Origin of the sequence: Streptomyces sp. NBC_01506 (genome assembly GCF_045040295.1) — a bacterium.
Classification (GTDB): Bacteria; Actinomycetota; Actinomycetes; order Streptomycetales; family Streptomycetaceae; genus Streptomyces.
In genome coordinates this window covers 2,641,664-2,668,159 of sequence record NZ_CP109422.1, presented here as the reverse complement: position 1 = coordinate 2,668,159, position 26,496 = coordinate 2,641,664, and the positions used below count along the sequence as shown (strand labels likewise).

At 70.2% G+C, this 26,496-nt stretch carries 22 protein-coding genes and 2 pseudogenes; 13 read left to right on the top strand and 11 right to left on the bottom strand.

Annotated features, from left to right (window positions below):
- Window positions 1-21: 21 nt before the first annotated feature.
- The 4 genes from OG329_RS11275 to OG329_RS11260 all read right to left on the bottom strand — a co-directional run bounded on the left by OG329_RS11275 (window position 22) and on the right by OG329_RS11260 (window position 995).
- Entirely contained in the window at window positions 22-153 is a 132-nt protein-coding gene (locus OG329_RS11275; protein WP_405794559.1) for a hypothetical protein, read from the bottom strand.
- An 86-nt stretch (window positions 154-239) separates the two neighbouring features.
- Complete coding sequence (locus OG329_RS11270; protein ID WP_405794558.1) at window positions 240-428, bottom strand: hypothetical protein; 189 nt, start codon at window positions 426-428, stop codon at window positions 240-242.
- Complete coding sequence (locus OG329_RS11265; RefSeq protein WP_405794556.1) at window positions 425-688, bottom strand: hypothetical protein; 264 nt, start codon at window positions 686-688, stop codon at window positions 425-427. The genes OG329_RS11270 and OG329_RS11265 overlap by 4 nt, the downstream gene beginning before the upstream one ends.
- Before the next feature lie 124 nt (window positions 689-812).
- Window positions 813-995 carry a hypothetical protein gene (locus OG329_RS11260; RefSeq protein ID WP_405794555.1) on the bottom strand — a complete coding sequence of 61 codons (183 nt, stop codon included), beginning with the start codon at window positions 993-995 and terminating at the stop codon, window positions 813-815.
- A gap of 108 nt (window positions 996-1,103) precedes the next feature.
- Here OG329_RS11260 and OG329_RS11255 point away from each other — a divergent pair, with 108 nt between their 5' ends.
- Entirely contained in the window at window positions 1,104-1,820 is a 717-nt protein-coding gene (locus OG329_RS11255) for a GntR family transcriptional regulator (protein WP_405794553.1), read from the top strand.
- 52 nt (window positions 1,821-1,872) lie between these two features.
- On the opposite strand, the pseudogene OG329_RS11250 reads toward OG329_RS11255, so the two are convergent.
- Window positions 1,873-1,980: pseudogene (locus OG329_RS11250) on the bottom strand (hypothetical protein); the annotation flags it as partial.
- A 209-nt stretch (window positions 1,981-2,189) separates the two neighbouring features.
- Here OG329_RS11250 and OG329_RS11245 point away from each other — a divergent pair.
- The 5 genes and pseudogenes from OG329_RS11245 (at window position 2,190) to OG329_RS11225 (ending at window position 9,733) form a co-directional block, all read left to right on the top strand.
- Entirely contained in the window at window positions 2,190-3,476 is a 1,287-nt protein-coding gene (locus tag OG329_RS11245; RefSeq protein ID WP_405794551.1) for a hypothetical protein, read from the top strand.
- The gene (locus OG329_RS11240; protein WP_405794550.1) at window positions 3,467-3,955 is read left to right on the top strand and encodes a GNAT family N-acetyltransferase; all 489 of its coding nucleotides are present in this window, start codon (window positions 3,467-3,469) and stop codon (window positions 3,953-3,955) included. The genes OG329_RS11245 and OG329_RS11240 overlap by 10 nt, the downstream gene beginning before the upstream one ends.
- 84 nt (window positions 3,956-4,039) lie before the next feature.
- Window positions 4,040-4,492: pseudogene (locus OG329_RS11235) on the top strand (HD family hydrolase); the annotation flags it as partial.
- 1,190 nt (window positions 4,493-5,682) lie between these two features.
- Window positions 5,683-8,268 (top strand): alpha-glucan family phosphorylase, encoded by a 2,586-nt coding sequence (gene glgP / locus OG329_RS11230; protein WP_405794548.1) that lies wholly within the window; start codon window positions 5,683-5,685, stop codon window positions 8,266-8,268.
- Between the two features lie 244 nt (window positions 8,269-8,512).
- Window positions 8,513-9,733, top strand: coding sequence for an alginate lyase family protein (locus OG329_RS11225; RefSeq protein ID WP_405794547.1), 1,221 nt, complete (start codon window positions 8,513-8,515; stop codon window positions 9,731-9,733).
- A 44-nt stretch (window positions 9,734-9,777) separates the two neighbouring features.
- Here OG329_RS11225 and OG329_RS11220 read toward each other — a convergent pair whose 3' ends face one another.
- A complete protein-coding gene (locus OG329_RS11220) occupies window positions 9,778-11,232 on the bottom strand; it encodes a helix-turn-helix domain-containing protein (protein ID WP_405794546.1) in 1,455 nt (484 codons plus the stop codon).
- A 207-nt stretch (window positions 11,233-11,439) separates the two neighbouring features.
- Here OG329_RS11220 and OG329_RS11215 point away from each other — a divergent pair, with 207 nt between their 5' ends.
- Window positions 11,440-12,102 carry a hypothetical protein gene (locus OG329_RS11215; RefSeq protein WP_405794545.1) on the top strand — a complete coding sequence of 221 codons (663 nt, stop codon included), beginning with the start codon at window positions 11,440-11,442 and terminating at the stop codon, window positions 12,100-12,102.
- 420 nt (window positions 12,103-12,522) lie between these two features.
- On the opposite strand, the gene OG329_RS11210 is transcribed toward OG329_RS11215, so the two are convergent.
- The 3 genes from OG329_RS11210 to OG329_RS11200 all read right to left on the bottom strand — a co-directional run bounded on the left by OG329_RS11210 (window position 12,523) and on the right by OG329_RS11200 (window position 16,529).
- A complete protein-coding gene (locus tag OG329_RS11210; RefSeq protein ID WP_405794543.1) occupies window positions 12,523-14,541 on the bottom strand; it encodes a M4 family metallopeptidase in 2,019 nt (672 codons plus the stop codon).
- A gap of 278 nt (window positions 14,542-14,819) precedes the next feature.
- Complete coding sequence (locus OG329_RS11205) at window positions 14,820-15,578, bottom strand: class I SAM-dependent methyltransferase (RefSeq protein WP_405794541.1); 759 nt, start codon at window positions 15,576-15,578, stop codon at window positions 14,820-14,822.
- A gap of 90 nt (window positions 15,579-15,668) precedes the next feature.
- Window positions 15,669-16,529, bottom strand: coding sequence for a hypothetical protein (locus tag OG329_RS11200; RefSeq protein ID WP_405794540.1), 861 nt, complete (start codon window positions 16,527-16,529; stop codon window positions 15,669-15,671).
- A 209-nt stretch (window positions 16,530-16,738) separates the two neighbouring features.
- Here OG329_RS11200 and OG329_RS11195 point away from each other — a divergent pair, with 209 nt between their 5' ends.
- Window positions 16,739-18,094, top strand: a complete 1,356-nt coding sequence (locus OG329_RS11195; RefSeq protein ID WP_405794538.1) for a cytochrome P450 — start codon at window positions 16,739-16,741, stop codon at window positions 18,092-18,094.
- Window positions 18,091-18,735: an antibiotic biosynthesis monooxygenase gene (locus OG329_RS11190; protein ID WP_405794537.1), complete on the top strand. Its 645-nt coding sequence runs from the start codon at window positions 18,091-18,093 to the stop codon at window positions 18,733-18,735. Before OG329_RS11195 ends, OG329_RS11190 begins: the two co-directional genes overlap by 4 nt.
- A 111-nt stretch (window positions 18,736-18,846) precedes the next feature.
- On the opposite strand, the gene OG329_RS11185 is transcribed toward OG329_RS11190, so the two are convergent.
- Window positions 18,847-20,784, bottom strand: coding sequence for an ABC transporter ATP-binding protein (locus tag OG329_RS11185; protein WP_405794535.1), 1,938 nt, complete (start codon window positions 20,782-20,784; stop codon window positions 18,847-18,849).
- On the bottom strand, window positions 20,781-22,601 hold the full coding sequence (locus OG329_RS11180) for an ABC transporter ATP-binding protein (protein WP_405794534.1): 1,821 nt from the start codon (window positions 22,599-22,601) through the stop codon (window positions 20,781-20,783). Before OG329_RS11180 ends, OG329_RS11185 begins: the two co-directional genes overlap by 4 nt.
- Window positions 22,602-22,754: 153 nt before the next feature.
- On the opposite strand from OG329_RS11180, the gene OG329_RS11175 reads away from it, so the two are divergent.
- From OG329_RS11175 to OG329_RS11160, 4 genes are all read left to right on the top strand, one after another.
- On the top strand, window positions 22,755-23,723 hold the full coding sequence (locus tag OG329_RS11175) for an ABC transporter ATP-binding protein (RefSeq protein ID WP_405794532.1): 969 nt from the start codon (window positions 22,755-22,757) through the stop codon (window positions 23,721-23,723).
- 2 nt (window positions 23,724-23,725) lie between these two features.
- On the top strand, window positions 23,726-24,469 hold the full coding sequence (locus OG329_RS11170) for an ABC transporter permease (protein WP_405794531.1): 744 nt from the start codon (window positions 23,726-23,728) through the stop codon (window positions 24,467-24,469).
- 88 nt (window positions 24,470-24,557) lie between these two features.
- Window positions 24,558-25,871, top strand: coding sequence for a sensor histidine kinase (locus OG329_RS11165; protein ID WP_405794530.1), 1,314 nt, complete (start codon window positions 24,558-24,560; stop codon window positions 25,869-25,871).
- Window positions 25,834-26,472: a response regulator gene (locus tag OG329_RS11160; RefSeq protein ID WP_405794528.1), complete on the top strand. Its 639-nt coding sequence runs from the start codon at window positions 25,834-25,836 to the stop codon at window positions 26,470-26,472. The genes OG329_RS11165 and OG329_RS11160 overlap by 38 nt, the downstream gene beginning before the upstream one ends.
- Window positions 26,473-26,496: the final 24 nt, after the last annotated feature.

The window sequence follows — 26,496 nt, the reverse complement described above, 5'->3', positions numbered from 1 at the left end:
GGGGCGGGCCGTCCTGGTGGGTCAGCGGTGGGTGAGGCTGTCGTTGTCGCCGCAGCCGGCGGCGGGGTTGGAGCCGCCGCCGTCACTGTCTTCGATGTCGGTGTTGTCCTCGTCGCCCCGGACGATCGCCCGGCGCTGTACGGTCGTGGTCATGTGCCGTTCCCTTCTTCAGGAGGGGTGGTGCGTGGACCCGTCCCTGGCCGGGGTTTCTTGGTCGGAGTCACGGCCAAGGACGGGGATCATCGGGGTTTTCGCCGCTCGTGTGTACGGCGGGGCCAAGTGGCGCCGTTGACGCCGGCGTAGGCGTTGGTGTGGTCGCCCGCGTGGTGCGGGTCGAGGTGGGTGCAGCGGATTTGCGTCTTCGGCTTGAGCGCCCAGCACAGAGGCTTGAGGCCGAGCGGTGTGGCCCCGGACCCCAGGGTCGTCATCGTCGGGTTTCCCTCTCCGCGCGCACCAGCGCGGCGGCGACCTGGCAGTACCCGCCGTCTGTACGGGTGTGGCACAGGCCGCAGTTGTCCGTGTGGTCCATGACCGCGTGAAGTGCCACCTCGTCCCGCGGCGACGATTGGGGCAGGTCCTCGGAGCGGATCGGGTCGCCGCGGAACAGCAGGGTGACGCCGTGCACGACGCAGTACGCGCCCACGTCATCCTCTTCGGGGAACTCGTGCTCACCCTTGACACACATCATGTGATCCCCTCCGCTCGTGCCACGACGGGCGCGGCCACGTTGGCCTGGAAGGTCGTGCGATGTTGGTCGTCTGCTTCGAGCACGCGCAACGTCCGCCGGACGAAGCGCCACCGCGAACTGACACTCATTGGCGCACCGCCGCGAGCCGCGCGATTCGCCAGGCGTCGCGCATGCCGCCGCCAGCTTCGCAGTGCCCTTCACCCCGGCCGCACGTCGAGCATTCGGTCACGTGCTTCAGGAATTCGGCGTACAAGTTCCGGACCTCAGCCTCAGTGACGGGCTTCGGCCCCTCCGTGACGTCACTCATAGGTACTCCTCGTTCACTCCTGGTAGGTGAGATAGCCCGAGAATAGAGAGTGAGCTAGTCCAATACAAGTCCTTGCGGTGAGCTAGTTCAGAGTGGGATGCTCCTCGCATGACCACGCCGAATGTCCGAATTGCCGAGCACTACCGGCAGCTCATCCGGGACGGGGCTCTCCGCCCCGGTGACCAACTGCCCTCTGTTCGGGCCATGTCCGAGGAGCACGGCGCGGCTACCGCGACCGTGCGCGCCGCTATGGGATGGCTGAGGACGGAGGGCTGGATCGTCACCACACAGCGCGGTTCCTTCGTGGCCGACGAGCCCACCAACACCACCGCGCCGGCTGACCGGCTGGAGCGCGTCCGCCGCACCGGCAGCATCCTGGCCAAGGGCGAGACGAAGCGTGTTCTGTCCGCCACCACGATTGTTCCGCCCCTGTATGTGGCGGAGCTTTTCGATCAAGATCCGGGCATGCGGGTCATCCGGAGGGAGTACGTGATCGGCTCCGGCCGGGCACGTCTCGCGCTGGAGGTGGACTGGTTCCCTCTCGCCTTCGAGGAGTTGGTAGCTGATCTCCTCAGCACCGCGCCCAATGCCGGGGCGAATCTGTTTGCCCAGATCGAGACGGCCACCGGCCGCACGGTGACGCACGGCCGTGATGCGATGCATGGCCGTGCCGCTGACCAGCGCGAGGCAGCTCACCTCGGCATCGCCACCGGCGATCCGATTCTCGCCGGAGCGCACGAGTGGAGCGACGCCGACGGCGTGATCGTCTACGGCGAATGGTGCCTGCCGCAGCGCCTGACCATCGGGTACGAGTACAAGATCTGACGGGATTGTTCTGGTCGCCGCTCTGGCCGAACCGTTGTCCCAACTCGGGCATCAGCAAGTTCAGGTGACCGCGCAACTGGAGGATGAGCAGAGCGACTTCCTCGCTGCTGGGAGGGGTGGCCCCGCTGCCGCCGAGTAACCGGGCCGATGCTGTGCGCATCGTTTCGACGTCGAGCGGAATGAGGTGGCTACTTCGGACCACGGTCGGCTCCATGTGACGGTGTGTATGGGTCTCGTCACACAGTGCCGCCTGGATCAGGCAGAGAAAAGGTAAGTCCGGCATGGGTTTACGTCACATGAGAGGGAAACTTCTCTGCACAGTGCGTCAGCACCTCGCTACCGTGGCGTAGGTCATAGCGGGGAGACTTGATGACCGATCAGCACCAACCCAACCGTGCGCTGCGGCGGCTCATGAGCGAGTACGGCTTCACCCGGGAGGGATTGGCCGACGAGGTCAGTGACACCGCCGAAGAGATCTTCGGTGCACCTGGCAGATGCTCCGCCCGCCTGGTGGCCCATTGGACCAGCGGCAAAGTCACCTGGCCGCGAGAGCGTAGCCGCCTGCCACTCGAAGCCATCTTCGGTCGACCAGCCACGGAACTAGGCTTCACGCCTCCCGTCACGGATACGGCCAGGGTTACCGTTCGAGGGACAGCACAACCCCCGTCCCAGGACTCCCCTGTGCACCGACGCAAGTTTCTACTCAACTTGACTGGCACTCTGCTCGCCCTTCCCACGCTTCCCGAGGCGGGCCGACTCGGCATGGCCGAGGTTGAGCGCGTGCGCAGCGTTGCCACCAGGCTGCACCGACTCGATGACCTTCATGGAGGCGCGGAGCTCTCCAAGGCCGCAGCCCATTACATCGATCACGTTGAGCAAGCCGCACGGCGGTGTACCTACGGTGACCGTGTCCAAACGGGTCTCTACAAGGCCCTCGGAGAGGTCGCCACAAGCGCCGGATGGTTCGCCTTTGACGACGGGCAGCAGAAGGCAGCCCGCCATTGGTGGGACACAGGATTGCGCTACGCGCTGCTCGCCCGCGACAAGAGGCTTCAGGCGCGGATCTGGTCGTCCATGTCGCACCAGGCGTGCGTACTGGGACACGGGGGCGAGGCCGTGGACATCGCCCGCGTGGCACTCGCTGAGACCCGGGGACGGCGAGACGGCCAGCTTTCATCCCTGTTGCACACCCGCGTCGCTCGCGGACACGCGGTGCAGGGTCAGGGCGGCCGGTGTGGCCGCTCCATGCTCCGGGCGGAGCAGGAGTTTGAGCGACAGCCCGAAGAACCCCAGCAGTGGCTGAGATTCTTCAACACCGGTGAGATCTCAGGCACGGCCGCGCTCTGCTTCATCGATCTTGGTCAGCCCGCCAAGGCCGTGGACGCCGCCCGCGACGCGCTCGCTGTGGTGCAGTCCACCCCGTTGAGGCGCAATGAGCTGGCAGCACATGTCCGGCTTGGCCGAAGCCTGGCAGCGGCTGGCGAACTCGATGCGGCCCTTGCCTCTGGGGAGAATGCGCTCACCCTTCTCCACAAGGTGAGCAGCCCCCGGATCAACGAGGGCTTAAGACGGCTACGGAACGACCTACTTGACCGTGCCCCGACGGGAGCGGCGGACTTCTCGACACGTTATGAGGCGATGGCTGCATGTCCGTAGATCTGCTGACGATCAGCTACTACACCCTGGAGCAACTGCCCCAAATCCGCAGCACCATCTTGGGCGTTTATGCCGATGTGTACGCCGACGAAATTGACAGCGATCCTTTCTTCTCCATCGAACGCTTCGAGGAGCGTTTGGCGTTGCATACGTCAGCGCCAGGATGGGCCTGCGCGATAGCTGAAGTGGGTGACCACGTAGCTGGCTACACCTATGGATTCACCGCCCGCGACGATGAGGGCACGTTCAAGTTGTGCGAGAACATGCTTCGGCAGACGTGGCGCAAGCGAGGCATTTCCAGGCTGATGCATGACGAATTGATGAGCCACCGTCAGGAGCGTCTGTCTCAACTGCTGGTTCGCCGCGAACGTCCGCGCCTCCGGGCGATGTACGAAACCTGGGGATATGGGCGCGCTGGTGAGAAGTTGCCGTTCCCGGACTCGCCGTTGTACGACGTGATGGTGCTCAAGTTGCAATGACCGGGAGCTTTCGGCACGCACACGCCGGGAGCTGGATCGCATCCGGTACGTGATCCGCCTGGCTGAGGTGTGAGAGGAACCAAGGTGGCTGACGACCTGTCTGCGGTGGGGCGTTTCCTGTACGAGGCGGGAACGCTCAAGCACACGCGGCGCACCGGCTGGTGGATGGCTGGAGTGAACCCCCCCGAGAGCGTTGCCGAGCACTCATGGCGGACCTCACTCATCGCGTCCATCATCGCGAAACTTGAAGGTGCCGACCCTGCCTGGGCAGCGTTCCTCGCGGTGTGGCATGACACGCAGGAGACCCGGACCGGCGACGTGAACCATCTCGGGAAGAAGTACGGCGCGGAGATCGATCCGCAGGCGGTCGCCGCCGATCAGACGGAAGGCATGCCCGAGGTTCTGGTCGACACAGTGCGGGCACTGGTCGCGGAGTATGAGGCGAAAGAGTCCGCCGAGGCCGTGTGTGCCCGGGATGCCGACAAGCTGGAGTGCATGCTTCAGGGCACGGAACACCCCCGCCTGCGCGGGGAGAACTGCTGGCCGGCGAGGTAGAGGCGCTGTACGAACGGAACACCCCCGCCTGCGCGGGGAGAACGCGACGCGCTCGCGGGCGGCAGCCTGCGTCACCGGAACACCCCCGCCTGCGCGGGGAGAACCCTTCGCGACCTGCGGTTTTCAGGGGGCTTTGCCATCTCTTTGGAGAAGCTACCAGCAGGGGCCACAACGTCAGTGTTGCAGCTCCCCGGCAGCTCAGGGCGCAGTGCGTCATTCCCGGACGAGCTCGGTCAACGGACGCCCCCTGCCCGAACGACACCGATGCCGTGCAGTGGCCTCGCACCAGAGGCAGGTAGCAGCGCGGGGAACGGGCCTACGACAGGTCCGGCCCGCGCCGACGTACCCAGGTAGGTCGTCCATGTCGCACCAGGTGTGCGTACTGGGGCAGGGGAGCGAGGCCGTGGACATCGCCTGCGGTAGCACTCGCCGAGACCCGGGGACGGCGAGACGGCCGGCTTTCATCCCTGCTGCACACCCGCGTCGCTCGCGGAGACGCGGTGCAGGGTCAGGGGCAGGGTCAGGAGTTTGAGCGGCAGCCCGACGGACCCCGGCAGGGGTTGAGGTTCTTCAAGACCGGTGAGATCTCAGGCACGGCCGCCTTCTGCTTCATCGATCTTGGTCGGCCCGCCAAGGCCGTGGATGCCGCTCGCGACGCGCTCGCTGTGGTGCGGCCCACCGGTCCTCGCCTCCGGCGAGACTGCGTTCACCCTTCTCCACAAGGTGAGCTTGAGACGGCTACGGGACGACGTTTCCCGTACGAGACGGGAACGCTCAAGCACACGCGTAGACGAGATCGATCCGCAGGCACGCCTGATGAGGTCCGGCCGGGACAGTCACCCAGTCCGGGCAACGCCCCGCCGATGAGGTGCTGGGGGCAGGGCTCGCTCGACTGGCTGCGCGCGGCTCTCGGCGAGAAGCCGGCCTGACTTCCGACCCGACGAAGGCAGCCACGCCCATCAGGACGGCGTACCCGGTGGGTCGACGCCCGCCACCCGTCCGGGTGACCCCCCGGCGCGCCTCGCGCGCCAAGGGGTCGCGCGAGGGGCGGGCCCGGTGCGCTCGTGCGCCGTGGTTGGGGCAGGGGGCGCGGGGATACCGTCAGGGTGATGGCGGGGTGCACAGCGTGGTGCGGTCCGTCGGTCCGGACGTCCCCTGCGAAGGTGGAACACGTGAAGGCAATCCGTCGATTCACCGTGCGCCCCGTCCTCCCCGAACCTCTGCGACCACTCAGCGGCCTCGCGCGCAATCTGCGCTGGTCCTGGCATCCCGAGACCCGTGAACTCTTCGAGGCCGTCGACCCCGGCGGCTGGCGCGCCGCCGGGCGTGATCCGGTGCGGCTGCTCGGGGCCGTATCCGCCACGCGGCTGGTCGAGCTGGCGGGCGACGCGCCGTTCCTGGGCCGGCTGGCCGCAGTCGCCGCCGGGCTCGACGACTATCTGCGCGGCGACCGCTGGTATCAGGAACAGCGTGGCCAGGGTGCCGAGCTGCCCGACGCCGTCGCGTACTTCTCGCCCGAGTTCGGCGTCACCGCCGCCCTGCCCCAGTACTCCGGCGGCCTCGGCATCCTCGCCGGTGACCATCTCAAGGCCGCCAGCGACCTCGGCGTACCGCTCATCGGCGTCGGGCTGCTCTACCGGCACGGCTACTTCCGGCAGTCCCTGTCGCGCGACGGCTGGCAGCAGGAGCACTATCCCGTCCTCGATCCGAACGAGCTGCCGCTCAGCCTCCTGAGGGAGGCGGACGGCAGACCCAGCCGTGTCGCGCTCACGCTGCCCGGTGGCCGGTCGCTGCGCGCGTGTGTCTGGCAGGCGCGTGTCGGCCGGGTGCCGCTGCTGCTGCTCGACTCGGACATAGAGGACAACGGGCCGACCGAGCGCGAGGTGACCGACCGTCTGTACGGCGGCGGCAGCGAGCACCGGCTGCTCCAGGAGATGCTGCTCGGCATCGGCGGCGTCCGCGCCGTCCGCGCGTACTGCCGGATCTCCGGCCATGCCGAGCCCGAGGTCTTCCACACGAACGAGGGCCACGCCGGCTTCCAGGGTCTGGAACGGATCCGTGAACTCGCCGACACGGGGCTCGGGTTCGACACCGCGCTGGAGGCCGTCCGGGGCGGCACCGTGTTCACCACGCACACCCCCGTGCCCGCCGGCATCGACCGGTTCGACCGCGAACTCGTCGCGCGCCACTTCGGTGACGACGGCGAACTGCCCGGCGTCGCCACCGACCAGGTCCTGCGCCTGGGCCGGGAGACCTTCCCCGGTGGCGACCCCAACCTGTTCAACATGGCCGCCATGGGCCTGCGGCTCGCCCAGCGCGCCAACGGTGTCTCCACGCTCCACGGCGCCGTCAGCCGGCAGATGTTCGCCGGTCTGTGGCCGGGCTTCGACCCGCAGGACGTACCGATCACCTCGGTGACCAACGGGGTGCACGCGCCGACCTGGGTCGCCCCCGAGATCGCGGCGCTGGGCGACGGCGGGGCGAGCGAGGTGCCGGACGCCGGCCTGTGGGGCGTACGGCGCGCGCTGCGCGAGCAGTTGGTGTACGAGGTACGGGACCGGCTGCGTGCCTCCTGGCACCAACGGGGCGCGGCCGACGCCGAATTGGGCTGGATCGACGGGGTCCTCGACCCCGACGTCCTGACCATCGGCTTCGCCCGGCGGGTCCCCTCGTACAAGCGCCTCACGCTGATGCTGCGCGACCGCGACCGGCTCACGGAGCTGCTGCTGCATTCCGAGCGGCCGATCCAGATCGTCGTCGCGGGCAAGGCGCACCCGGCGGACGACGGGGGCAAGCGGCTGGTGCAGGAGTTGGTGAAGTTCGCCGACGATCCGCGCGTACGTCACCGCATCGTCTTCCTGCCCGACTACGGGATGGCGATGGCGCAGAAGCTCTATCCGGGCTGTGACGTCTGGCTGAACAACCCCCTTCGCCCGCTGGAGGCGTGCGGCACGAGCGGGATGAAGGCGGCGCTCAACGGCTGTCTCAACTTGTCGGTGCTGGACGGCTGGTGGGACGAATGGTTCGAGCCGGACTTCGGCTGGGCCATCCCGACGGCGGACGGTTCCGCCGACGAGGACCGGCGCGACGCGCTGGAGGCGAACGCCCTCTACGCGCTGATCGAGGACCGCGTCGCGCCCCGTTTCTACGACCGTACGGGGGCGGGAGAAGGGGCAGGCGCGCTGCCGGGGCGCTGGATCGAGATGGTCCGGCGCACCATGACCACGCTCGGCCCGAAGGTCCTCGCCGACCGCATGGTGCGCGAGTACGTGGAACGGCTCTACACACCCGCCGCCCACGCCCACCGCGCGCTGGACCCCGCCGCGGCAAGGGAGTTGGCCGACTGGAAGAACCAGGTCAGGGCCGCCTGGCCGGGTGTGGCCGTCGACCATGTGGAGGCCGTCTCGGCGACCACGGCGGGCGGCAGCGCGGAGCTGGGCTCGACCCTCGCGCTACGGGTGCGCGTCACCCTCGGCCAACTCGTCCCCGACGACGTGGAGGTGCAGGCCGTCGCGGGCCGGGTGGGCGCCGACGACACGATCGCCGACGCGCAGATCTTCCCGCTGAAACCGGCGGACGGGCCTGACGATGCGGGCCGTTGGGGGTACGAGGGGCCGCTGGCCCTGGACCGTACGGGGCCGTTCGGCTACACCGTCCGGGTCCTGCCCACGCATCCGATGCTCGCCACCGCCGATCTCGGGCTGGTCGCGCTGCCGACCGAGGCGACGGGTGAGGGCGCGGGGGTGCTGATGCGCTGAGGTGCGCCGAGGTGCGCCGAGGTGCGCCGAGGTGCGCCGAAGTTTCATATCCGTGGGGCCCGGGACAGGACAGCGACATCGTCCGCCGGGCCCTTCGGCGTCCCCGCCAAGTTCATTGGTACGTACCTTGACGTGTCCATGTGATGGCCTTAAATTCCTCACTCAATCAGGGTTCACAACTCCGCCCGTTGTTCATGTAAGTGAACTGGGAGTTGAGGAACACCCCCCAACCGGAAGGCACCCCATGCGCCCCGGAGTCATCCCCAGAGTCCTTGGTCTGTCCGCCGCGCTCGCCGGTCTGATCGGCGCGGCCTTCATGGCCCCCGCCTCGGCCGGCGACCGGGCGGTGGAGCGGTCGGCGGGCCAACAGGCCGCCGCTCCCGCGACCTTCACCCACCCCGGTGTCGGCGTCAGCCGCCCCCAACTCGACTTCGTACGCGGCAGGGTGCAGGCCGGCGCCCAGCCGTGGAAGGCCGCGTACGACCAGATGATGGGGAGCAAGTACGCCTCCCTGTCACGCGTGCCCAAGCCCCGCGCGGTCGTGGAGTGCGGCTCGTACTCCAACCCCAACAACGGCTGTACGGACGAGCGTGAGGACGCGATCGCCGCGTACACCACCGCGCTCGCCTGGTACATCACCCAGGACGACCGCTACGCGAAGAAGTCCGTCGAGCTGATGGACGCCTGGTCCAACACGATCCGCGACCACACCAACAGCAACGCGCCGCTCCAGACCGCGTGGGCCGGTTCGTCCTGGCCCAAGGCCGCCGAGATCATCAAGTACACGTACACGTCGTGGCCCAACTCCGGCCGCTTCTCCACCATGTTGCGTAACGTGTACCTGCCGGAGATCATCAACGGCTCCAACTCCAACGGCAATTGGGAGTTGAGCATGAACGAGGCCGCGATCGGCATCGCGGTCCATCTGGAGGACCGGGCCGCCTACGACAAGACGGTGGGCCGCTTCCGTAACCGGGTCCCCGCGTTCATCTACCTGCCCTCGGACGGGGCGCTGCCCAAGACGGTGCCCGGCAGCGGGCTCGACACCCGCGACGAGATCATCGGCTACTGGCAGGGCCAGTCCACCTTCATGCAGGGACTCGCGCAGGAGACCTGCCGCGATCTGACCCACACCGGCTACGGCCTCTCCGCCATCTCGCACGTCGCGGAGACCAGCCGCATCCAGGGCCAGGACCTCTACCCGGAGGTGGGCGACCGGCTGCGGCACGCGATGGGCTTCCACACCAAGTACCAGAACGGCGATCCGGTTCCCGGCAACCTCTGCGGCGGCAGCCTCAAGGACAATCTGGGGCCGATCACCGAGGTCGCCTTCAACGCGCTGGGCAACCGGCTGGGCTACGGAATGGCGAACACCCAGGCGTACACCGAGCGGATGCGCCCCCAGGGCACGAACAACCTGTTCGTCGCATGGGAGACGCTGACGCACGCGAACAACCCCGCGTGAACTCGTAACAGTGGTAGGGACCTTGACGGGTCGTCAGTGACCTGTCAGGGTCCCATCCATTTCCCGGTCGCGTAGTCATGGCCGTATATGCCCTCGGCGGCCGACGCGCTCGTACGGAACGGCTTTCCGCCGTCGTCGATACGCGTGAGGCCCGTACGGGTCCCGGCCGCCCAGCGCAGCTCCACGTACCAGTCGCAGTCGCAGCCGTTGGTGCTCGCCTCGATCCGCAGGACCAGCGGTTCGACCGACGTGACCTGATACGGAAGCTTGGGAGCCGGCAGCGGCCCCTGCTCGCTTCCGCCGTCCACCGGGCGCGCGACCGGCCGCGACGCGTCCAGATCGACGGCGAACACGGCGGGGGTGATCGAGCCGCCGCAGCCGTTGCTCATGTCGTACGCGTTCCAGTCGAGCGGCGCCCGCCGCCCCACCACCCGGATGAACACCTCCTGGACGACGACGGGGCCCGCGCCCGCCGCCGCGCGCACCGTGGCCTGGGTGATGGACGAATCGCCGTGCACCGCGCCGAGCGCCGTCGCCCACTGCCGCGCGTCCTGGGCGCTGGGTGGTGGGGGTACGGCGGCGGGGGCGCGGTTGATCAGATACGTATGGCCGCAGTCCAACTGCCACTTGTGGCTGTCCGCGCTCCACACCAGCGGCTTGCTCTTGCCCGTGCCGACTTCCGGTTTCCCGCCGTCCGCCGGGGCGCCACCCCCACCGCCCCCGGCCACGTCGCTCCCGCCGCCCGCCGCGCCGGAACCGGTGGACCCGGACGGCGACGCCTTCGGGCTGCCGCCGGACGTCGACGGGCTCGTCCTGGCGGACGGATCGCCCGACCTCGCGGACGGTACGGGCGGATCCGCCGGGCGGTCCGGTCCGGGGTCGGTGAGACGCGGACTGCTCTCGTTCCTGCCGGAGTCGGGACCGCCGAGACCGGCCGCGACGATGACGGTGCCGCCGAGGACGGCGACGACGGCGAGCGCGGCGCCGACGACCTGGCGGCGGCGCAGGCGTAAGGCGCGGAAGCGCGACAGGGGCGGGGGCGTGGCGGCGGGCGGCGGCGGGTCGAGATCGTCGGGGTGGGGGTGGGGGTGGGGGGCGGGGTCGACGTTGTCGGTCGGCGGCACCGGTTCGGGTTCCCGTTCCGGTTCGCGTACGGGGGGCTGTTCGGCAACTGCGACCGTGACAGCAACTGCGTCCCCGTCCCCGTCCCCGTCCTCCCCCTCCTCCCCCTCCTCCGTACGCGCCGAGTGCGCCCGCAGCCATAGCCGGTGCAGTTCCACCCGCTCGGCCGACGTCGCGCCGACCACCCGGGCCAGCTTCTCCACGGGCGCGTAGTCGACGGGCAGCGCGTGGCCGTGGCAGTAGCGGTGCAATGTCGAGGCGCCGAGGTGCAGTTGGGCCGCGAGCGATCCGTAACTGCGGTCCGTTCTCTCCTTGAGCGCGCGCAGCCGCCGCGCGAATTCGGCGGTCTCCGCCGGGATCTTCCGCGACCGGCCCACCACACGTCCCCCTCCCGCCCGCCACGCGGTTCCGCGCTCATTCCAGGCCCTTGTCATTCCCCCAGGCCACAGTACGCGTACGCGTTCCACGCGTTCCGTACTTCCCAAGGGTTGTTGCCGTCCGTTCGATCACCGCCCAACCTGAGATCACCGGCCGGGAAACCGGTGCGCGGAGCACGACCAGCACGACCAGGGGGGATCCACCGAATGACCATCTCGATCACCATGAACTCAGGCAGGAACATGCGAAGAAGCACGGCCCGTCGGGCACTCACCTCGGCGACGACCGCCGCACTCGCCGGCGCGCTCGCGCTCTCGGTGTCCGGCAGCGTCCAGGCCGCGCCGAAGGCGACCACACCCGGCTTCCTCGCGGCGCGGGACATGCCGCAGGCCGCGGGCACCGTCTGGACCGCGGGCCAGGTGACGCGCGGCGCTCCGGAGCAGGACCCGTTCTGCCTGGAGAAGGTGCTGCCCGCCCAGGGCACGACCTGGTACCGGCAGTTCGGCACCGACCTCGACACGGGCGGCGCCCAGGTGAGCGTCCAGGCGCCGAGCGCCGCCGCGGCCAAGAAGCTGGCCGCGTCCGCCGAGGCGGCGGTGGCGTCCTGCGCCGCCGACTGGCTGCGCGCCACTCCCGGCGGTACGGCCTCGTGGGACGACTACGGCCGGATCGCGGTGGAGGAGGGCGCCCGTGTCTTCGGCGTCGCCACCTCGGTCCCGGACTCCGGCCTCGACGTCCATCTGCTGGGCATCGGCCGGGACGGCGCCACCGTCACGATCGTCACGTGGGGCCGGCTCGGGGATCTGGGCGACGCCCCGGTCGGGGCTTTCAAGAAGACCACCACCACGGCTGTGAACAAGCTCCGTTAGGGAGACTTGGGAGCGCACGCCGAGGTGGAGGGCGCGGGCGACGGGGGAAACGGCGCCACGGGCGCGGAGGATCGGTGGCAGTACGGAGCGGGGGAGCCGTCGAGCGGTGGTCGGCGACGGTCGGTCTCCGTACTGTCCACATCGACCACGATCCTTCGGCTCGCGAGGGCCGGTCGTCTGTGACACACAGCCGGTGACGGACAACATGAAGCACTCCTTGACCGGGAGTGCGCGGGGGGAAAGTCCGCGCCGGCCGGTTCCCGGCCCACCCCTTCGGGCGCGCCTTCGAGGGGGCGGGGCCGGGAATTCGCCCTTCGAACGACACGACACGGAACCGCCCGGGTCCTCAGGACCCGGGCGGTTCCAGTGATGTGATGTGACGGTGCGTCAGCTCTGTGCGGTGACGCGCCACTCAGCCGATCAAGGGAACGTGAGCTTCACGCTGTTGATACGTCCGGTGTCCTGCGCCGCGACGTCCTGCACCCGCAGCTTCCAGGCGCCGTTGGCCACCTCCGACGAGGCGTTCACCGTGTACGTCTCCACGACGTTGTCCGCCGAGTCGCCGCTGCTGGAGGGCTTCAGCGGGTAGACGGTCCCGTCCGGGGCGACCAGGTCCACGACCAGGTCACCGCGCCAGGTGTGCGTGATGTCCACGCCGACCGGGAGGGCGGCGGGCGCGTTGCCCGTACGGCCGGTGACGTTGACGGTCGAGGTGACCGCCGCGCCGTTGTCCGGGATGGCGACGGCCGCCGTGTTCTCGAAGACCGTGCCGCCGCTGCCGCCACCGGGGCGGGTTCCGACGCTGATGCCGGCCCACGCGTCGGCGACCGACTTGTACTCGGCGCTCGCCGTTCCGTACAGCTCACCGGCGACCGCGAGTGTGCCGGTACGGGCCCCCGCGTAGTTCGTCGTGGAGTTGAACTTCGTGGTGAGGGCCTTGAACCAGATCTGCTCGGCCTTGGCCCGGCCGATGCCGGTCACCGGCAGTCCGTCGGACGTCGGGGAGTTGTAGCTGACGCCGTTGATGGTCTTGGCGCCGCTGCCCTCGGAGAGCAGGTAGAAGAAGTGGTTCGCCGGGCCGGACGAGTAGTGGACGTCCACGCCGCCGATACCGGAGTACCAGTAGTCCTTGGAGGCGCCGTCCTTGCTCGGCTGGTCCATGTACCGCAGCGGGGTCCCGTTGCCGTTGATGTCGATCTTCTCGCCGACCATGTAGTCGCCCACGTCCTGGGCGTTGTTGGCGCTGAATTCGACGGCCGCCGCGAAGATGTCCGAGGTCGCCTCGTTGAGACCACCGGACTCACCGCTGTAGACGAGGCCCGCCGTGTTGGCGGTGACGCCGTGCGACATCTCGTGCGCGGCCACGTCGATGGACGTCAGCGGCTTGGCGTTGCCCGCGCCGTCGCCGTACGTCATGCAGAAGCAACTGTCCTGCCAGAAGGCGTTGACGTAGTTGTTGCCGTAGTGCACCCGCGAGTACGCGCCGACGCCGTCGCCCCTGATGCCGGAGCGGCCGTGCACGTTCTTGAAGTAGTCCCAGGTGAGCGCGGCACCGAAGTGCGCGTCGGCGCCGGCCGTCTCCGTGTTGGAGGCGGCGCCGTTGCCCCAGATGTCGTCCGGACCCGAGAAGAGGGTGCCGGTGCCCGAGGTGCCGCGGTTCAGGTTGTACGTCTTGTGGTTGCCGCGGCCGGTGTCGGTCAGCGTGTACGACGGAGCCGTACCGAGCGTGACCTGGCCGCTGTACTGCGTGTTGCCCGTGCCCTCGTGGACGGCCTGCCACTCGTACAGCTTCTCGCCGGTGGCGGCGTCGGTGACGACGTGCAGCTCGTTCGGGGTGCCGCCCTTCTGGACGCCGCCGACGACCGTCTCGTACGCGAGGGTCGGCTTGTCGTCCGCCAGCCAGACGACCTTGCGCGGCGCGCGGTCGGTGGCCGCCTTCGTCGAGCCCTCGGCCTTCGCGGCGGACAGCGCCTGCTTCTCGGCGCTCGCCGCCGGTACGTCGGCGTTGGTGTCGACGGACTTGAGCGGCGCCTTGGACGCCTTGCTCACGCCTTCGGTGGCGCCCGCCTTCGTGGTGGCGACGACGAGGTCACCGCCGAGGACGGGGAGGCCGGCGTAGGTGCGCTCGTAGCGGGTGTGCGTGGTGCCGTCCTGGTCCTGGACGACGTCGCGTACGACCAGCTTCTCCTGGGCGCCGAGGCCGAGTTCGTCGGCCGTCGCCGCCTTGGTGGCGTCGGCCTCGCGTATCAGCTCGGCGCGCTGGGAGGGCGAGAGGGACTTGGGGAGCGCGCCGGGGTCGGCCTTGCCGGCGACCGGTGCCGAGGGTGCCGAGTCGGGCGCGGCGGCGGCGCTGCCGGCCTGGACTCCGACGGCGAGCAGGGCGGTGACAGCGATCAGAGCGCCGGTCGCGGTGATACGACGGCTGGGCGTGGGTCTCACGCGAACTCCTTCTGCGAGGGGGGTACCGGACCACGCTGGGGTGGGCGGCCCGGACAGTGCAGGAGCGGTGGGGCGTTGGGGCGTTGGGCACGAGCTGTACGGCACGAGCTGTACGGCACGAGCGGTGGAGCGGTGGAGCGGGTGGTGCTCGGACCGGGGGAAGAGTCGCAGGAATCCGGCCTTGCTGTCAGGAGCGCGTCAACAAGTTGGCCGGAAATCGTCCGCTGCGCGAAGTGCCGTGTTCGTTAAGCGAAATCCGCGCCACTGTTGCGGCGGTGTTACGCGGGCGTACGCCGGGCGATGGTGATGATCTCCGGACTCGCGTCGGTCAGCGGGCCACGGTCCCAGTCGCCGTACCGCTCCTCGACGACCAGCCCCGCTTCCGTGAGGAACGTGTCGAGCCGGTCGGCGCCGAGGAACCGCAGGGTGCTGTCGCTGTGTCGCGGAGCGCGCTCGCCGGGGATGTCGAGGGTGGTACGGAAGGAGACGATGTCCCCGTCCACGGAGTGGACTTGACGTTCCATCAGCAGCGTGGCGGATCGGTCGGCGCCCGGAACCGGCACATCGACGGGCCCGTCCGTCGTCCACGACTCCCACGCGCGCGCGAGCGGGTTGCGCGTCTCGAAGCCGAACCGGCCGTTGTCCGTCAGCGCCGCGCGCACGGCGGCGAGCGAGGCGCGCAGCTCGTCGTCCCCCAGCAACTCCTGGAACGCGTGTCCGGTCATCACCGCGAAGTCGAACTCACGCTCCCAGGAGGTGGATTCGAGGTCACCGAGAATCCACTCGACGTCCAAATCCGGCCGTCGACGGGCCTGTTCCAGCATCCCGACAGCGGGGTCGAGACCGCGAAGCCGCCCCTGATGCCCGGCCTCCCGCGCGAGACGCAGCAGACTTCCCGTACCGCAGCCGATGTCGAGGACGGACGGCGCGGACATGATGTGCGGCAGATAGAAGCCGAAGTCGGTCCGCTCGTCGGTGGGGGACAGCACGTCGTACCAGGCAGCGAGCGCCGGATCGGCGAAGAAACGATCGACCATCGCCCGATGGTAGGACGGCCGTTGGAGGATTGGAGGGGACGCATCCCCTGTTCCGCCAGTCCGCGTCCTTCGGGCGGGCGCGGGGGTCGCTCAGCCGGGCAGGACGCCCTTCACCTCCGTGGCGGGGACGGTGTCGGCGGCGGGCGGGGCCGTCGCCTTCACCGGCTTCCCGAAGTCGGAGAAGGTCATCGTCGTTGTCACGTTGACGCCCGCCATGGAGAAGGTCAGCCGGGTGCGGACCACCCGTCCCGAGCCGTCGACCCACGCGTCCGCGAAGACGGGTATGTCCTCGCCCAGGCTTTCGCGCGCCTCGTCGAACCTGGCCCGGAGGCTTTCCTCGGTCCGGAGCGTGGCGGTGGCGTGGTCGAGCATCCCGCGATAGTGCGTGGTCCGCGCCCCGTTCACCTTCGCCGTGCCCTCGTCGGAGACCTTCTTCACCGCGGCGACCTGGACGAGGACATGTTCGGGATCGTTCAACGGCGCGCGCAGCACGGCGTGCGCCTCGGCCTTGTCGCGGTCGATCGATCCCCAGTGGCCTTCAAGGCCCTCGGCGCCACGCAGATAGACCTTGTCGCCCACGAAGATCTCGTCCAGGTGACTGATGGCGCCGCCGGGCAGGTCGACGGAGAGCCGGCCCCGGTCGGCCGCCATGTCGAAGTCGCCGGTGATGGACATGCGGTACGTCGTGGTGCCGTCGCCCAGCTCGATCTTCTGGTCGAGCCGGGAGCTGGTGCCGCGCGTCGCGGCGACCGCCTCCCGTACGGTCTTGCCGGGATCGGCGGGATCGGCGGGATCGGCGGACGCCCCGGAGGCGGCCGGGCGCGCTTTCGCGCCGCCGGCGGACGCGTCGTCCGCCGCGCCGGAACAGCCGGCGAGGCCCAGCAGCGCGCCGACGCCGACACCTGCGACGCCCACACCGACGGGACCGAGGACAACACGGGAATGACGCATGGGACAACTCCGGGAATCACGCCGCGCGCCGCACGCGTGCGTGAGCGCAGGAGAGGGCATATGCCCAGGACAGGGGTGGACGAACCTTTCCACAAGGGGCGTGGGGGCAGCACCCCTTTTTCCGTCCGGCGGCCCCTCCCACTCCCGTAAAGTCCGTGGCGTCACTGCTCCGGCAGGGCCGAGCACAGCGGTCGACCAGGAGACGAACCATGGACCCCGAAGCCACCCCCGCCCCCCTCGCAGCCGTCCCCGCGACGGGCCGGCCGCTGCCCGAGGCCGAGCCCGGACTCGTGCGGCGGTGGCGGGCCGGGGGAGGTGAACTGGTCGAGCTGCTGGGGGAGTTGCGTGAGCGGTTCGGCGGGGTCGCCGCGTTCCGTATCGGGCCGGCTCCCACCGTTCTCGTCACCGATCCGGAGGCCGTACAGCACGTACTCGCCCGGCACCCGGACCGTTACGTCAAGCGCTCCCACCGCGCCCGGCTGCTGATCGGTGACGGCGTGCTCGCCGCCACCGGTGAGGCGTGGAAGTCCCAACGCCGCCTGTTGCACTCCCAGTTCACCGGACCCGGCATGCGCCGCTACGAGCAGCGGATCACCGAGGCCGCGCGGACCACCGCCGGGCGCTGGGAGGAGTACGCCCGTACCGGCCAGACCTTCGACGTCGGGCGGGAGATGCGCCGCTTCGCCCTGGACGCGATCTGGCGCTCCCTCACCGGGCACCGGCTGGACGACGGGACCGAGCGTGAACTGGACGCCGTGGCCGCCGTGGCGACCGCCCTTCCGACGCTGCCCGCCGATGTCACCGACGCCCATGACGCCGTCGCCGCCGATCTCGCCCGGATCGACGCGGTCGCCCGGCACGCCATCGAGGCCGCTCGCGGCGGGGCGGCCGGCCCCGACGGACCGGGCCTGCTGCGCGTGCTGATCGACGCCGCCACCGAGCGCCCCGAATACACCGACCGGCTGATCCGCGACGAGCTGGTGACCCTGCTCGCGGCCGGGCACGAGACCACCGCCACCACCCTGACCTGGCTCTATCTGCTCCTCGACCAGCACCCCACGGCCCGCGAGGACGCCCTCGCGGCCGGCGCCGAAGGCTCGGCGGAGCGCCGCCAGGCCGTCCAGGCGCTGTTCCACGAGACGCTACGGCTCTACCCGTCCGCCTGGATCCTGCCCCGTCACGCCACCGAGGACGACACCCTCGCCGGCTACACCATCGAGGCGGGCACCGACATCCTGGTCTGCCCGTACCTCACGCACCGGGACCCCGAACTGTGGCCGGACCCCGACCAGTTCGACCCCCGCCGCTTCACCGCCCCCGCCGCCCGGCCCGCCCATCCGGGCTCCTACTACCCCTTCGGTATCGGCGCCCGCGCCTGCCTCGGTCTGCAATTCGCGCTCCGCGAATCGACCGTCCTCCTTGAACACCTGCTGCCCGCCCGCACCGTGACCTTCTCCGCCACCCCGCCGAAGGCGGCCTACGGCATCACGGTCCGCCCCGACGGCCCCACCCTCGCGACGTCGGCGCCGCAGGCATCCGGACCGGGCGGGACGAGGACACCGTGACCCCATCGGCAAACGCCCATCCGGACGTGAGCTTTCCGGACCTCACTCGGCAGGACGCCGGTATCGCGCTGATCAGCCCCTGGGGACACGGCGCAGACGAATCAGACCTGTTCTCGCGGGCGCGCCGAGAGAATCCGCCCGGACTGCTGAGCCTCACCCGGTTTTCTGCCGACAGCGGCCAGGAGCTCCACTACGCCCAGTGGACCGACGACGCGTCGTGCCTGCGCTGGCTGGACGACGCCGACGCGCCACCGGCCCGCTACGTCGTGTATCGCGGCTACCGCGCCGATGACGCGGTGAGCGGAAGCGGGACCGGGAACGGGAACGGGCCAACCATGCTGGCCACGCCCCGGTTCGCCTGCGCCGGACGCGACAGCCAGCAACGGCTGGCCGAAACGATCGTGGAGGTGCTGACCGCGCTCTCACCTCCCGGCCTGCTCGGTGCCCACCTTCACCTTTCGGTGGACGGCAGCCGGGTGGTCAATTACGCGGAATGGACGGACGAGGCGGCCTGGCGGGCATTCGTCGGCGGACCCGCCCAGGGGCGGATGCGGGCGGCGTTCGACGGCCTGGACGGCGTCAGGCTGCTCAACACCCCGCAAGGCGTGGCCCGTTACCGGCTGGACGAGACGCGACCGTAGACGCGTCACGCGAACGGCCGCAACGGCCGCAACGAGCGCGAACGGCCGCAACGAGCGCGAACGGCCGCAACGAGCGCGAACGGCCGCAACGGCCGCGAACGGCCGGGGGCGTCAGGCCAGGCTGTCGCGCCAGGCGCGGTGCAGGCCCGCGAAGCGGCCTACGCCTTCGATCAGTTCGGCCGGGGAGCCGTCCTCGACCACGCGGCCGTGTTCCATCACCAGCACCCGGTCGGCTATCTCCACCGTCGACAGACGGTGTGCGATCACCACCGCCGTACGGCCGTGGAGCACCGTGTCCATCGCCCGCTGCACAGCACGCTCGCCGGGGATGTCGAGCGAACTCGTCGCCTCGTCCAGGATCAGTACGGACGGGTCGGCGAGCAGTGCGCGGGCGAACGCCACCAACTGGCGCTGGCCCGCCGAGATCCGGCCGCCCCGTTTGCGTACGTCCGTGTCGTACCCCTCCGGCAGAGTGCTGATGAAATCGTGCGCGCCGATCGCCTTCGCGGCCCGCTCGATCTCGTCGCGCGACGCGTCGGGCCGGCCGATCGCGATGTTCTCGGCGACCGTGCCGGAGAAGAGGAACGCCTCCTGCGTGACCATCACGACACCGCGCCGCAGTTCGGGGGTGTCCAGGTCCCGCAGATTGGTGCCGTCGAGCAGGACACGGCCCTCGGTGGGGTCGTAGAACCGGGCCAGCAGCTTGGCCAGCGTCGACTTGCCCGCGCCCGTCGAGCCGACGACGGCGACCGTCTGGCCGGCCGGGATCGTCAGGTCGAAGGAGGGCAGCACCTCGCCGCCCGTGCGGTACGAGAAGCTGACCGTGTCGAACACGACCTCCCGGCCCGGATGCCCGCCCGTCAGCTCCGGCAGCGGGCGGGGGTCCGCCGCCTCCGGCACGGACGGGGTCTGGGCCAGCAGGCCCGCGATCTTCTCCAGCGAAGCGGCCGCCGACTGGTAGGAGTTGAGGAACATCCCGAGCCGGTCGATCGGGTCGTACAGCCTCCGTAGGAAAAGCACCGCCGCCGCGAGCACCCCGAGGGCGAGTGTCCCGTCGGCGACCCGGAAGGCGCCCCACACCACGATCGCGACCAGGGCCATGTTCGCGACGAGCCGTGAACCGACCACATAGCGCGCCATTTCCAGTATCGCGTCGCCGTTGGTGCGTTCATGGTGGTGGTTGAGCGCGTGGAAGCGGTCGTCGTTGGCGGCTTCGCGGCGGAACGCCTGCACGGGCCTGATGCCGTTCATCGTCTCCGCGAACTTCACGATGACCGCCGCGATGGCGGTGGAGCGCTTGCCGAAGATGGCGCCCGCCCTGCGCTGGTACAGCCGCACCAGCGCGTACAGCGGTACGAAGGAGAGCACCGCGAATCCGCCGATGCCCAGGTCCAGATAGAGCAGCATCGCCGAGATGTAGACGAAGGCGAGAAGGACCGTGATGAGTTCCTGGAGCCCTTCGGCGAGCAGTTCACGCAGCGACTCGACGTCCGTGGTGGAGCGGGAGATCAGCCGTCCCGAGGTGTAGCGCTCGTGGAAGTCCACGCTCAGCGCCTGGGCATGGCGGAAGATCCGGCCGCGCAGATCCAGGAGCACGTCCTGGTTCACCCGGGCCGACGAGCGGATGAAGGCGTACTGGAAGCCCCCGGAACCGGCGGCGCAGAGCAGATAGCCGACAGCGACCGCGATCAGCGGGCCGTTGTCGTTCGCCCGGAACGCGGGCACGCCCCGGTCGATGGCGTACGCGACGAGCAGCGGGCCCGCCTGCGCGGCGGCCTGCTGGAGCAGCAGGAGCAACGCGGTGAGGACGACCCTGCCACGCCGGGCGCGCAGCAACGACCGCAGCAGCGCGCCGGTGGCCCCGCGCGGCGCTGGCAGGTCGTCCTGCGCGAAGGGGTCGTCGGCCAGGGACGCGGGCCGGTGTTCGACGGGAGGGCCGGGAGAGCGGGTAGAGCCAGGGGAGCCAGGGGACTCCGTGGCGGCGGTTGCCTCCGCGCCGGGGCCCGGTCCGGTCGGTTCGTCGCTCGTGGTCTTCGGCGGCGACGTCATCGCATGCTCCCCTCGACGGCTTCCGCCCCCATGTCGCTTCCCGCCTCACCGCCGGCCCCGGACATCAGCCACGCGTACTCCGCGTTGTCCCGCAGCAGTTCGTGGTGCGTACCCACCGCCGTGATCCGCCCCTCCGAGAGCAGCGCCACCCGGTCCGCCAGCATCACCGTCGACGGCCGGTGCGCGACGACCAGTGCCGTCGTCTCCTCCAGCACCCGGCGCAGCGCCGCCTCGACCAGCGTCTCCGTATGCACGTCGAGCGCGGACAGCGGATCGTCGAGCACCAGGAAACGCGGTCCGCCGACCACCGCCCTGGCCAGCGCCAGCCGTTGCCGCTGGCCGCCGGAGAGGCTGAGCCCCTGCTCGCCGACCTCCGTGTGCACACCGTGCGGCAGGTCCTGGACGAAGTCGGCCTGCGCCACGTCCAGCGCCCGCAGCAGCGCCGCGTCGTCGGCGCTCTCGGCGCCCATACGGACGTTGTCGCCGACCGTCGCCGAGAACAGCGTCGGTTCCTCGAAGGCCACCGACACCAGTTCACGCAGCCGCTGCCGGGGCAGCAGAGCGATGTCCGCGCCGTCGAGCGTGATCCGCCCGCCCGTGACCTCGTGCAGCCGGGGCACCAGCGCGGTGAGCGTCGTCTTGCCCGAACCCGTCGCGCCGACGAGGGCCATGGTCTCGCCGGATCTGATGTGCAGGTCCACCTGGGTCAGTACCGGCACGGACCCGGCCTCGGCGTCGGGATACCGGAACGACACACCGTCGAAGCGCAGCCCGTCCGGCTCACCGCCCACGATCGCCGCCGGCCCGGCCGTGTCCGCCGTCTCCTCCTTGGCGTCCATCACCTCGAAGTACCGCTCCGTCGCGGTCGCCGACTCCTGGCTCATCGCCAGCAGGAAGCCGATCGACTCCACCGGCCAGCGCAGCGCCAGCGCCGTCGACAGGAAGGCCACCAGCGTGCCTGTGGACAGATGCCCGTCGGCGACCTGGACCGTGCCGAGCACCAGCGCCGCGCCGATCGCCACCTCGGGGATGACCATGATCAGCGCCCAGATCCCCGCCAGGAGGCGGGCCTTGCCCAGCTCCGTACCCCGCAGCCGGGCCGCGAGCGCCCGGAACGCGAGCGCCTGGCTGCGGTGTCTGCCGAAGCCCTTCACGATCCGTACGCCCAGGACGCTCTCCTCGACCACCGTCGTCAGATCGCCCACCTGGTCCTGCGCCTTGCGCGCCACCAGTGCGTACTTCGCCTCGAAGACCGAGCAGATGACGACCAGCGGCACCACGGGCGCCAGCAGCACCAGCCCCAGCGTCCACTCCTGCATCAGCAGAATCAGGAATCCGACCAGGATCGTCGTCCCGTTCACCAGCAGGAAAGTCAGCGGAAAGGCCAGAAACATCCGCAGCAGCATCAGGTCCGTCGTGCCGCGCGACAGCAACTGGCCCGAGGGCCACCGGTCGTGGAAGGCGATCGGCAGCCGCTGGAGATGCCGGTAGAGATCCGCCCGCATCGCCGCCTCGACCCCCGCCAGCGGTCTGGCCACCAACCACCGCCGCAGGCCGAAGAGTCCGGCCTCGAAGATCCCGAGCAGCGTCAGATACAGCGCGCCGAGCCAGATGCCGCCCGTGTCGCCGTCCGCGATCGGGCCGTCGACCATCCACTTCAGGACGAGGGGGATGACCAGGCCCAGGCACGAGGCCAGCACCGCGACGAACGCGGCGCTGAACAGGCGCACGCGCACCGGTCGTACGTATGGCCACAGTCGGAGCAGCGAACGCACGGCGGAGCGGTCCTTGGTCGGTACATCTTCAGAGGTCGGCATCAGAACGAGACTACGTACCGGCACTGACAGTGCCCATCGATTTCCGGCTGAGGCCGACAGGGAGGGCTGATGCCGGTATCAACCGATCGGTTGATACGAGGTCGAGCGCGTTGGCCGATGCCGCCGCCGGGCGCGGGGCGACAAGCTGCTGCCATGGCGATCATCGAAGTGAACGGCCTGCGCAAGGCGTACGGGGGAAAGCCGGCGGTCGACGGTGTCAGTTTCACCGTCGAGGAGGGCGAGGTCTTCGGGATCCTCGGTCCCAACGGTGCGGGCAAGACGACGACCGTCGAATGCGTCGAGGGGCTGCGGGTCCCCGACGCCGGTACGGTCCGGGTCGCCGGACTCGATCCGGTCGGCGACCACCAGCAGGTCACCCAACTCCTGGGCGCACAGCTCCAGGAGAGCGAACTCCAGCCGAAGCTCACCGTGCGCGAGGCGCTGGAGCTGTACTCCGCGTTCTACCCCAAGCCCGTCGACTGGCGTCCGCTCGCCGGCCGCCTCGGCCTCGAGCCCAAGCTCTCGACGCGCTTCGCGAAGCTGTCCGGCGGGCAGAAGCAGCGGCTGTTCATCGCGCTGTCCCTGATCGGCGGTCCGCGCGTGGTCGTGCTCGACGAGCTGACCACCGGTCTGGACCCGCGTGCCCGCCGTGACACGTGGAGTCTGATCGAGGAGATCCGGGACTCCGGGGTGACCGTGCTGCTGGTCACCCACTTCATGGAGGAGGCGCAGCGGCTCTGCGACCGTATCGCCGTGATCGACCGGGGGAGGGTCGCCGCGCTCGACACCCCGTCCGGGCTGATCGCGCGCTCGACCGCGTCGACCGTCATCTCCTTCACGCCGTCGCAGCCGCTGCGCAACGAGGACCTGGCCGCGCTGCCCGAGGCGGTGTCCGTGGAGACGAACGGCGACCGGATCGTCATCAACGGCACCGACGAGACCGTCAACGCGGTCATCACGCTGCTCGCCCGCCACCACGTCACGGCGCACCAACTCCGGGTCACCGAGGCGACGCTGGACGACGCGTTCCTCGACCTCACCGAGACGCAGACGGCCACCGCCACCGGCACGGCCGACGCCCCCGCCACCACCGCCCCGCAGCCCGAAGAAGAGAGGGTCTGATCATGGCCTCCGCGTCCACCGCCGTCCTCAAGACCGAGGCGCGCCTGCTGACCCGCGAGCCGGGCGTCCTCTTCTGGATCATCACCTTCCCGACCCTCCTGATGGTGATCCTCGGACTGATCCCGGGCTTCCGCGACGCCGACCCCGACCTCGGCGGCCGGCGGGTCATCGACCTGTACGTCCCCGTCGCCGCCCTCCTCGCCGTGATCACGGCCGGGCTCCAGGCCATGCCGCCGGTCCTGATCGGCTACCGCGAGCGCGGCATTCTGCGCCGTATGTCCACGACACCCGTGCGGCCCACCACGCTGCTCGTCTCGCAGCTCGCGCTGCTCGGCGGCAGCGCGCTCGCCTCCGCCGTGCTGGCGATCGCCGTCGGCAGAATCGCCTTCGGCGTGGCGCTGCCCCAGCAGCTCGCCGGCTATCTGCCGGCCCTGATCCTCGCGACCGCCGGTGCCCTGGCGCTGGGCGGCCTGGTCTGCGCGATCGCCCCTACACAGAAGGCTGGCCAGGCCATCGGCTCGGCCCTGTTCTTCCCGTCGATGTTCACCGCCGGTGTGTGGCTGCCGGTCCAGTCGATGCCCGACCTGCTGCGGGACATCGTCGGCTACTCGCCGATGGGCGCCGCGTCCGAAGCCCTCGACGCCGCCACGCGCGGCGGCTGGCCGCACTGGGCGGACCTGGGCGTGATGGCGCTGTGGACGCTCCTGCTGACCGTCGGCGCCGCCCGCTGGTTCCGCTGGGAATGACCACCCACCGGCCGGCGCGGGCGTCCCCGCCACCGGCCCGCTCCGGCCGCCACCGGGGACGGGGCACACTGTGGCGATGGGGATGGGGATGACGACAGACAGGGCGCCGCGCGGGCCGGTCTCCGTGGAGGAGCGGTGGGAGCAGTTCTTCCGGTGGGGCCCCTATGCCCTGCTGGCCCTCGCCACCGTGATCTCGGCCGTCACCGCCGACTACGTCGGCATGAGCCGCACCGAGCTGTACGCCGCCGGGGCGCTGGTCGTCGCCGCCGTCCCCCTCCAGATGTGGTGGGGCCGGATGGTGCGGGCCCGGCCGCTGCGCGCGAGCGAGTCGTCGGCCGTCGGACAGGTCTACTACGTCGTACGGACCGCCTTCACCTTCGTCCTCACCTGGCTCAACCCGCTGTTCTCGATCTACGCCGTCATCGGCTACTTCGACACCGACTTCCTCCTGCCGAAACGGGCCGTGCGGGCCGGGCTTCTCGTCACCTCCGTCACCATGGCGGGCGCGCAATCGGGCGGTCTGCCGCCCGACGGCACCCTCCAGTGGATCCTCTTCTGCGGGCTCCTGCTGCTCAACGGATCGCTCACCCTCGGCTTCGCCCATCTCGGTCGCAGGGAGGTCGAGATCGCCGCCGAGCGGGCCGCGACCATCGTCGAGCTGGAAGAGACCAACGCCCGCCTGGAACAGGCCATGGAGGAGAACGCCGGTCTGCACGCCCAACTCCTCGTCCAGGCCCGCGAGGCGGGCGTCGCCGACGAACGCCGCCGGCTCGCCGCCGAGATCCACGACACCATCGCCCAGGGACTGACCGGCATCATCGCCCAGCTCCAGGTGGTCACCGCCACCCCCGACCCCGAGCTGGCCCGCGAGCATCTGACCCGGGCCGCCGCCCTCGCCCGCCACAGCCTCGGCGAGGCCCGCCGCTCCGTGCGCAACCTCGGTCCGGCGGCGCTGGACCACAACACCCTGGCCGAGGCCCTGAAGAAGACCGTCGCCGAGTGGTCGGAGCGGACCGGTGTACGGGCCGGGTTCACCGTCACCGGCACCGAGGAGCCCCTGCACGACGAGGTCGCCGCCACGCTGCTGCGCATCGCGCAGGAAGCCCTGGCCAACACCGCCAGGCACGCGGCGGCCGGACGGGCCGGTGTCACCCTGTCGTACATGGGCCACGAGATCACCCTCGACGTACGGGACGACGGGTGCGGCTTCGACCCCCTCGTGCTGCGCCCGCGTTCCGGCGCGAACGGCTTCGGGCTCGACGGTATGCGCGCCCGCGCGGAGCGCATCGCGGGCACCGTCACCGTGGAGTCGGAGGTGGGCGGCGGCGGCACGGCCGTCTCGGCTCGCGTACCTTTGGTCCGTCATGCAAGAGCGGACCATCACCCTGATCGTCGTCGATGACCATCCCGTCGTACGGGACGGTCTGCGCGGCATGTTCGAATCGGCCGCCGGTTTCGCGGTGCTGGGCGAGGCGTCCGGCGGTGTCGAGGGCGTCGAGCTGGCGCTCCAACTGGACCCCGACGTCGTCCTGATGGATCTGCGGATGCCGGACGGCGGGGGAGTCGACGCGATCGCGGCGCTGACCCGGCACGGCGCCCGTTCCAAGGTGCTCGTCCTCACCACGTACGACACGGACTCCGACACCATCCCCGCGATCGAGGCGGGCGCCACCGGCTATCTCCTCAAGGACGCGCCGCGCGAGGAGCTGTTCACGGCGGTACGGGCGGCGGCCGAGGGACGTACGGTCCTGTCGCCCGCCGTCGCGTCCCGGCTGGTCTCGCGCGTCCGTGCGCCCGCCGCAGGCAACGAACCGCTGTCCGCGCGCGAACGCGAAGTCCTCGAACTCGTCGCGCGGGGCACGTCGAACCGCGAGATCGCCGCCGAGCTGTTCATCAGCGAGGCGACGGTGAAGACCCATCTCACCCATATCTACGGAAAGTTGGGCGTCAAGGACCGGGCGGCGGCGGTCGCGGTGGGATACGACCGCAAGATCCTGGGCTGAGCCCTCCTCTTCAGGAGGGCGCGA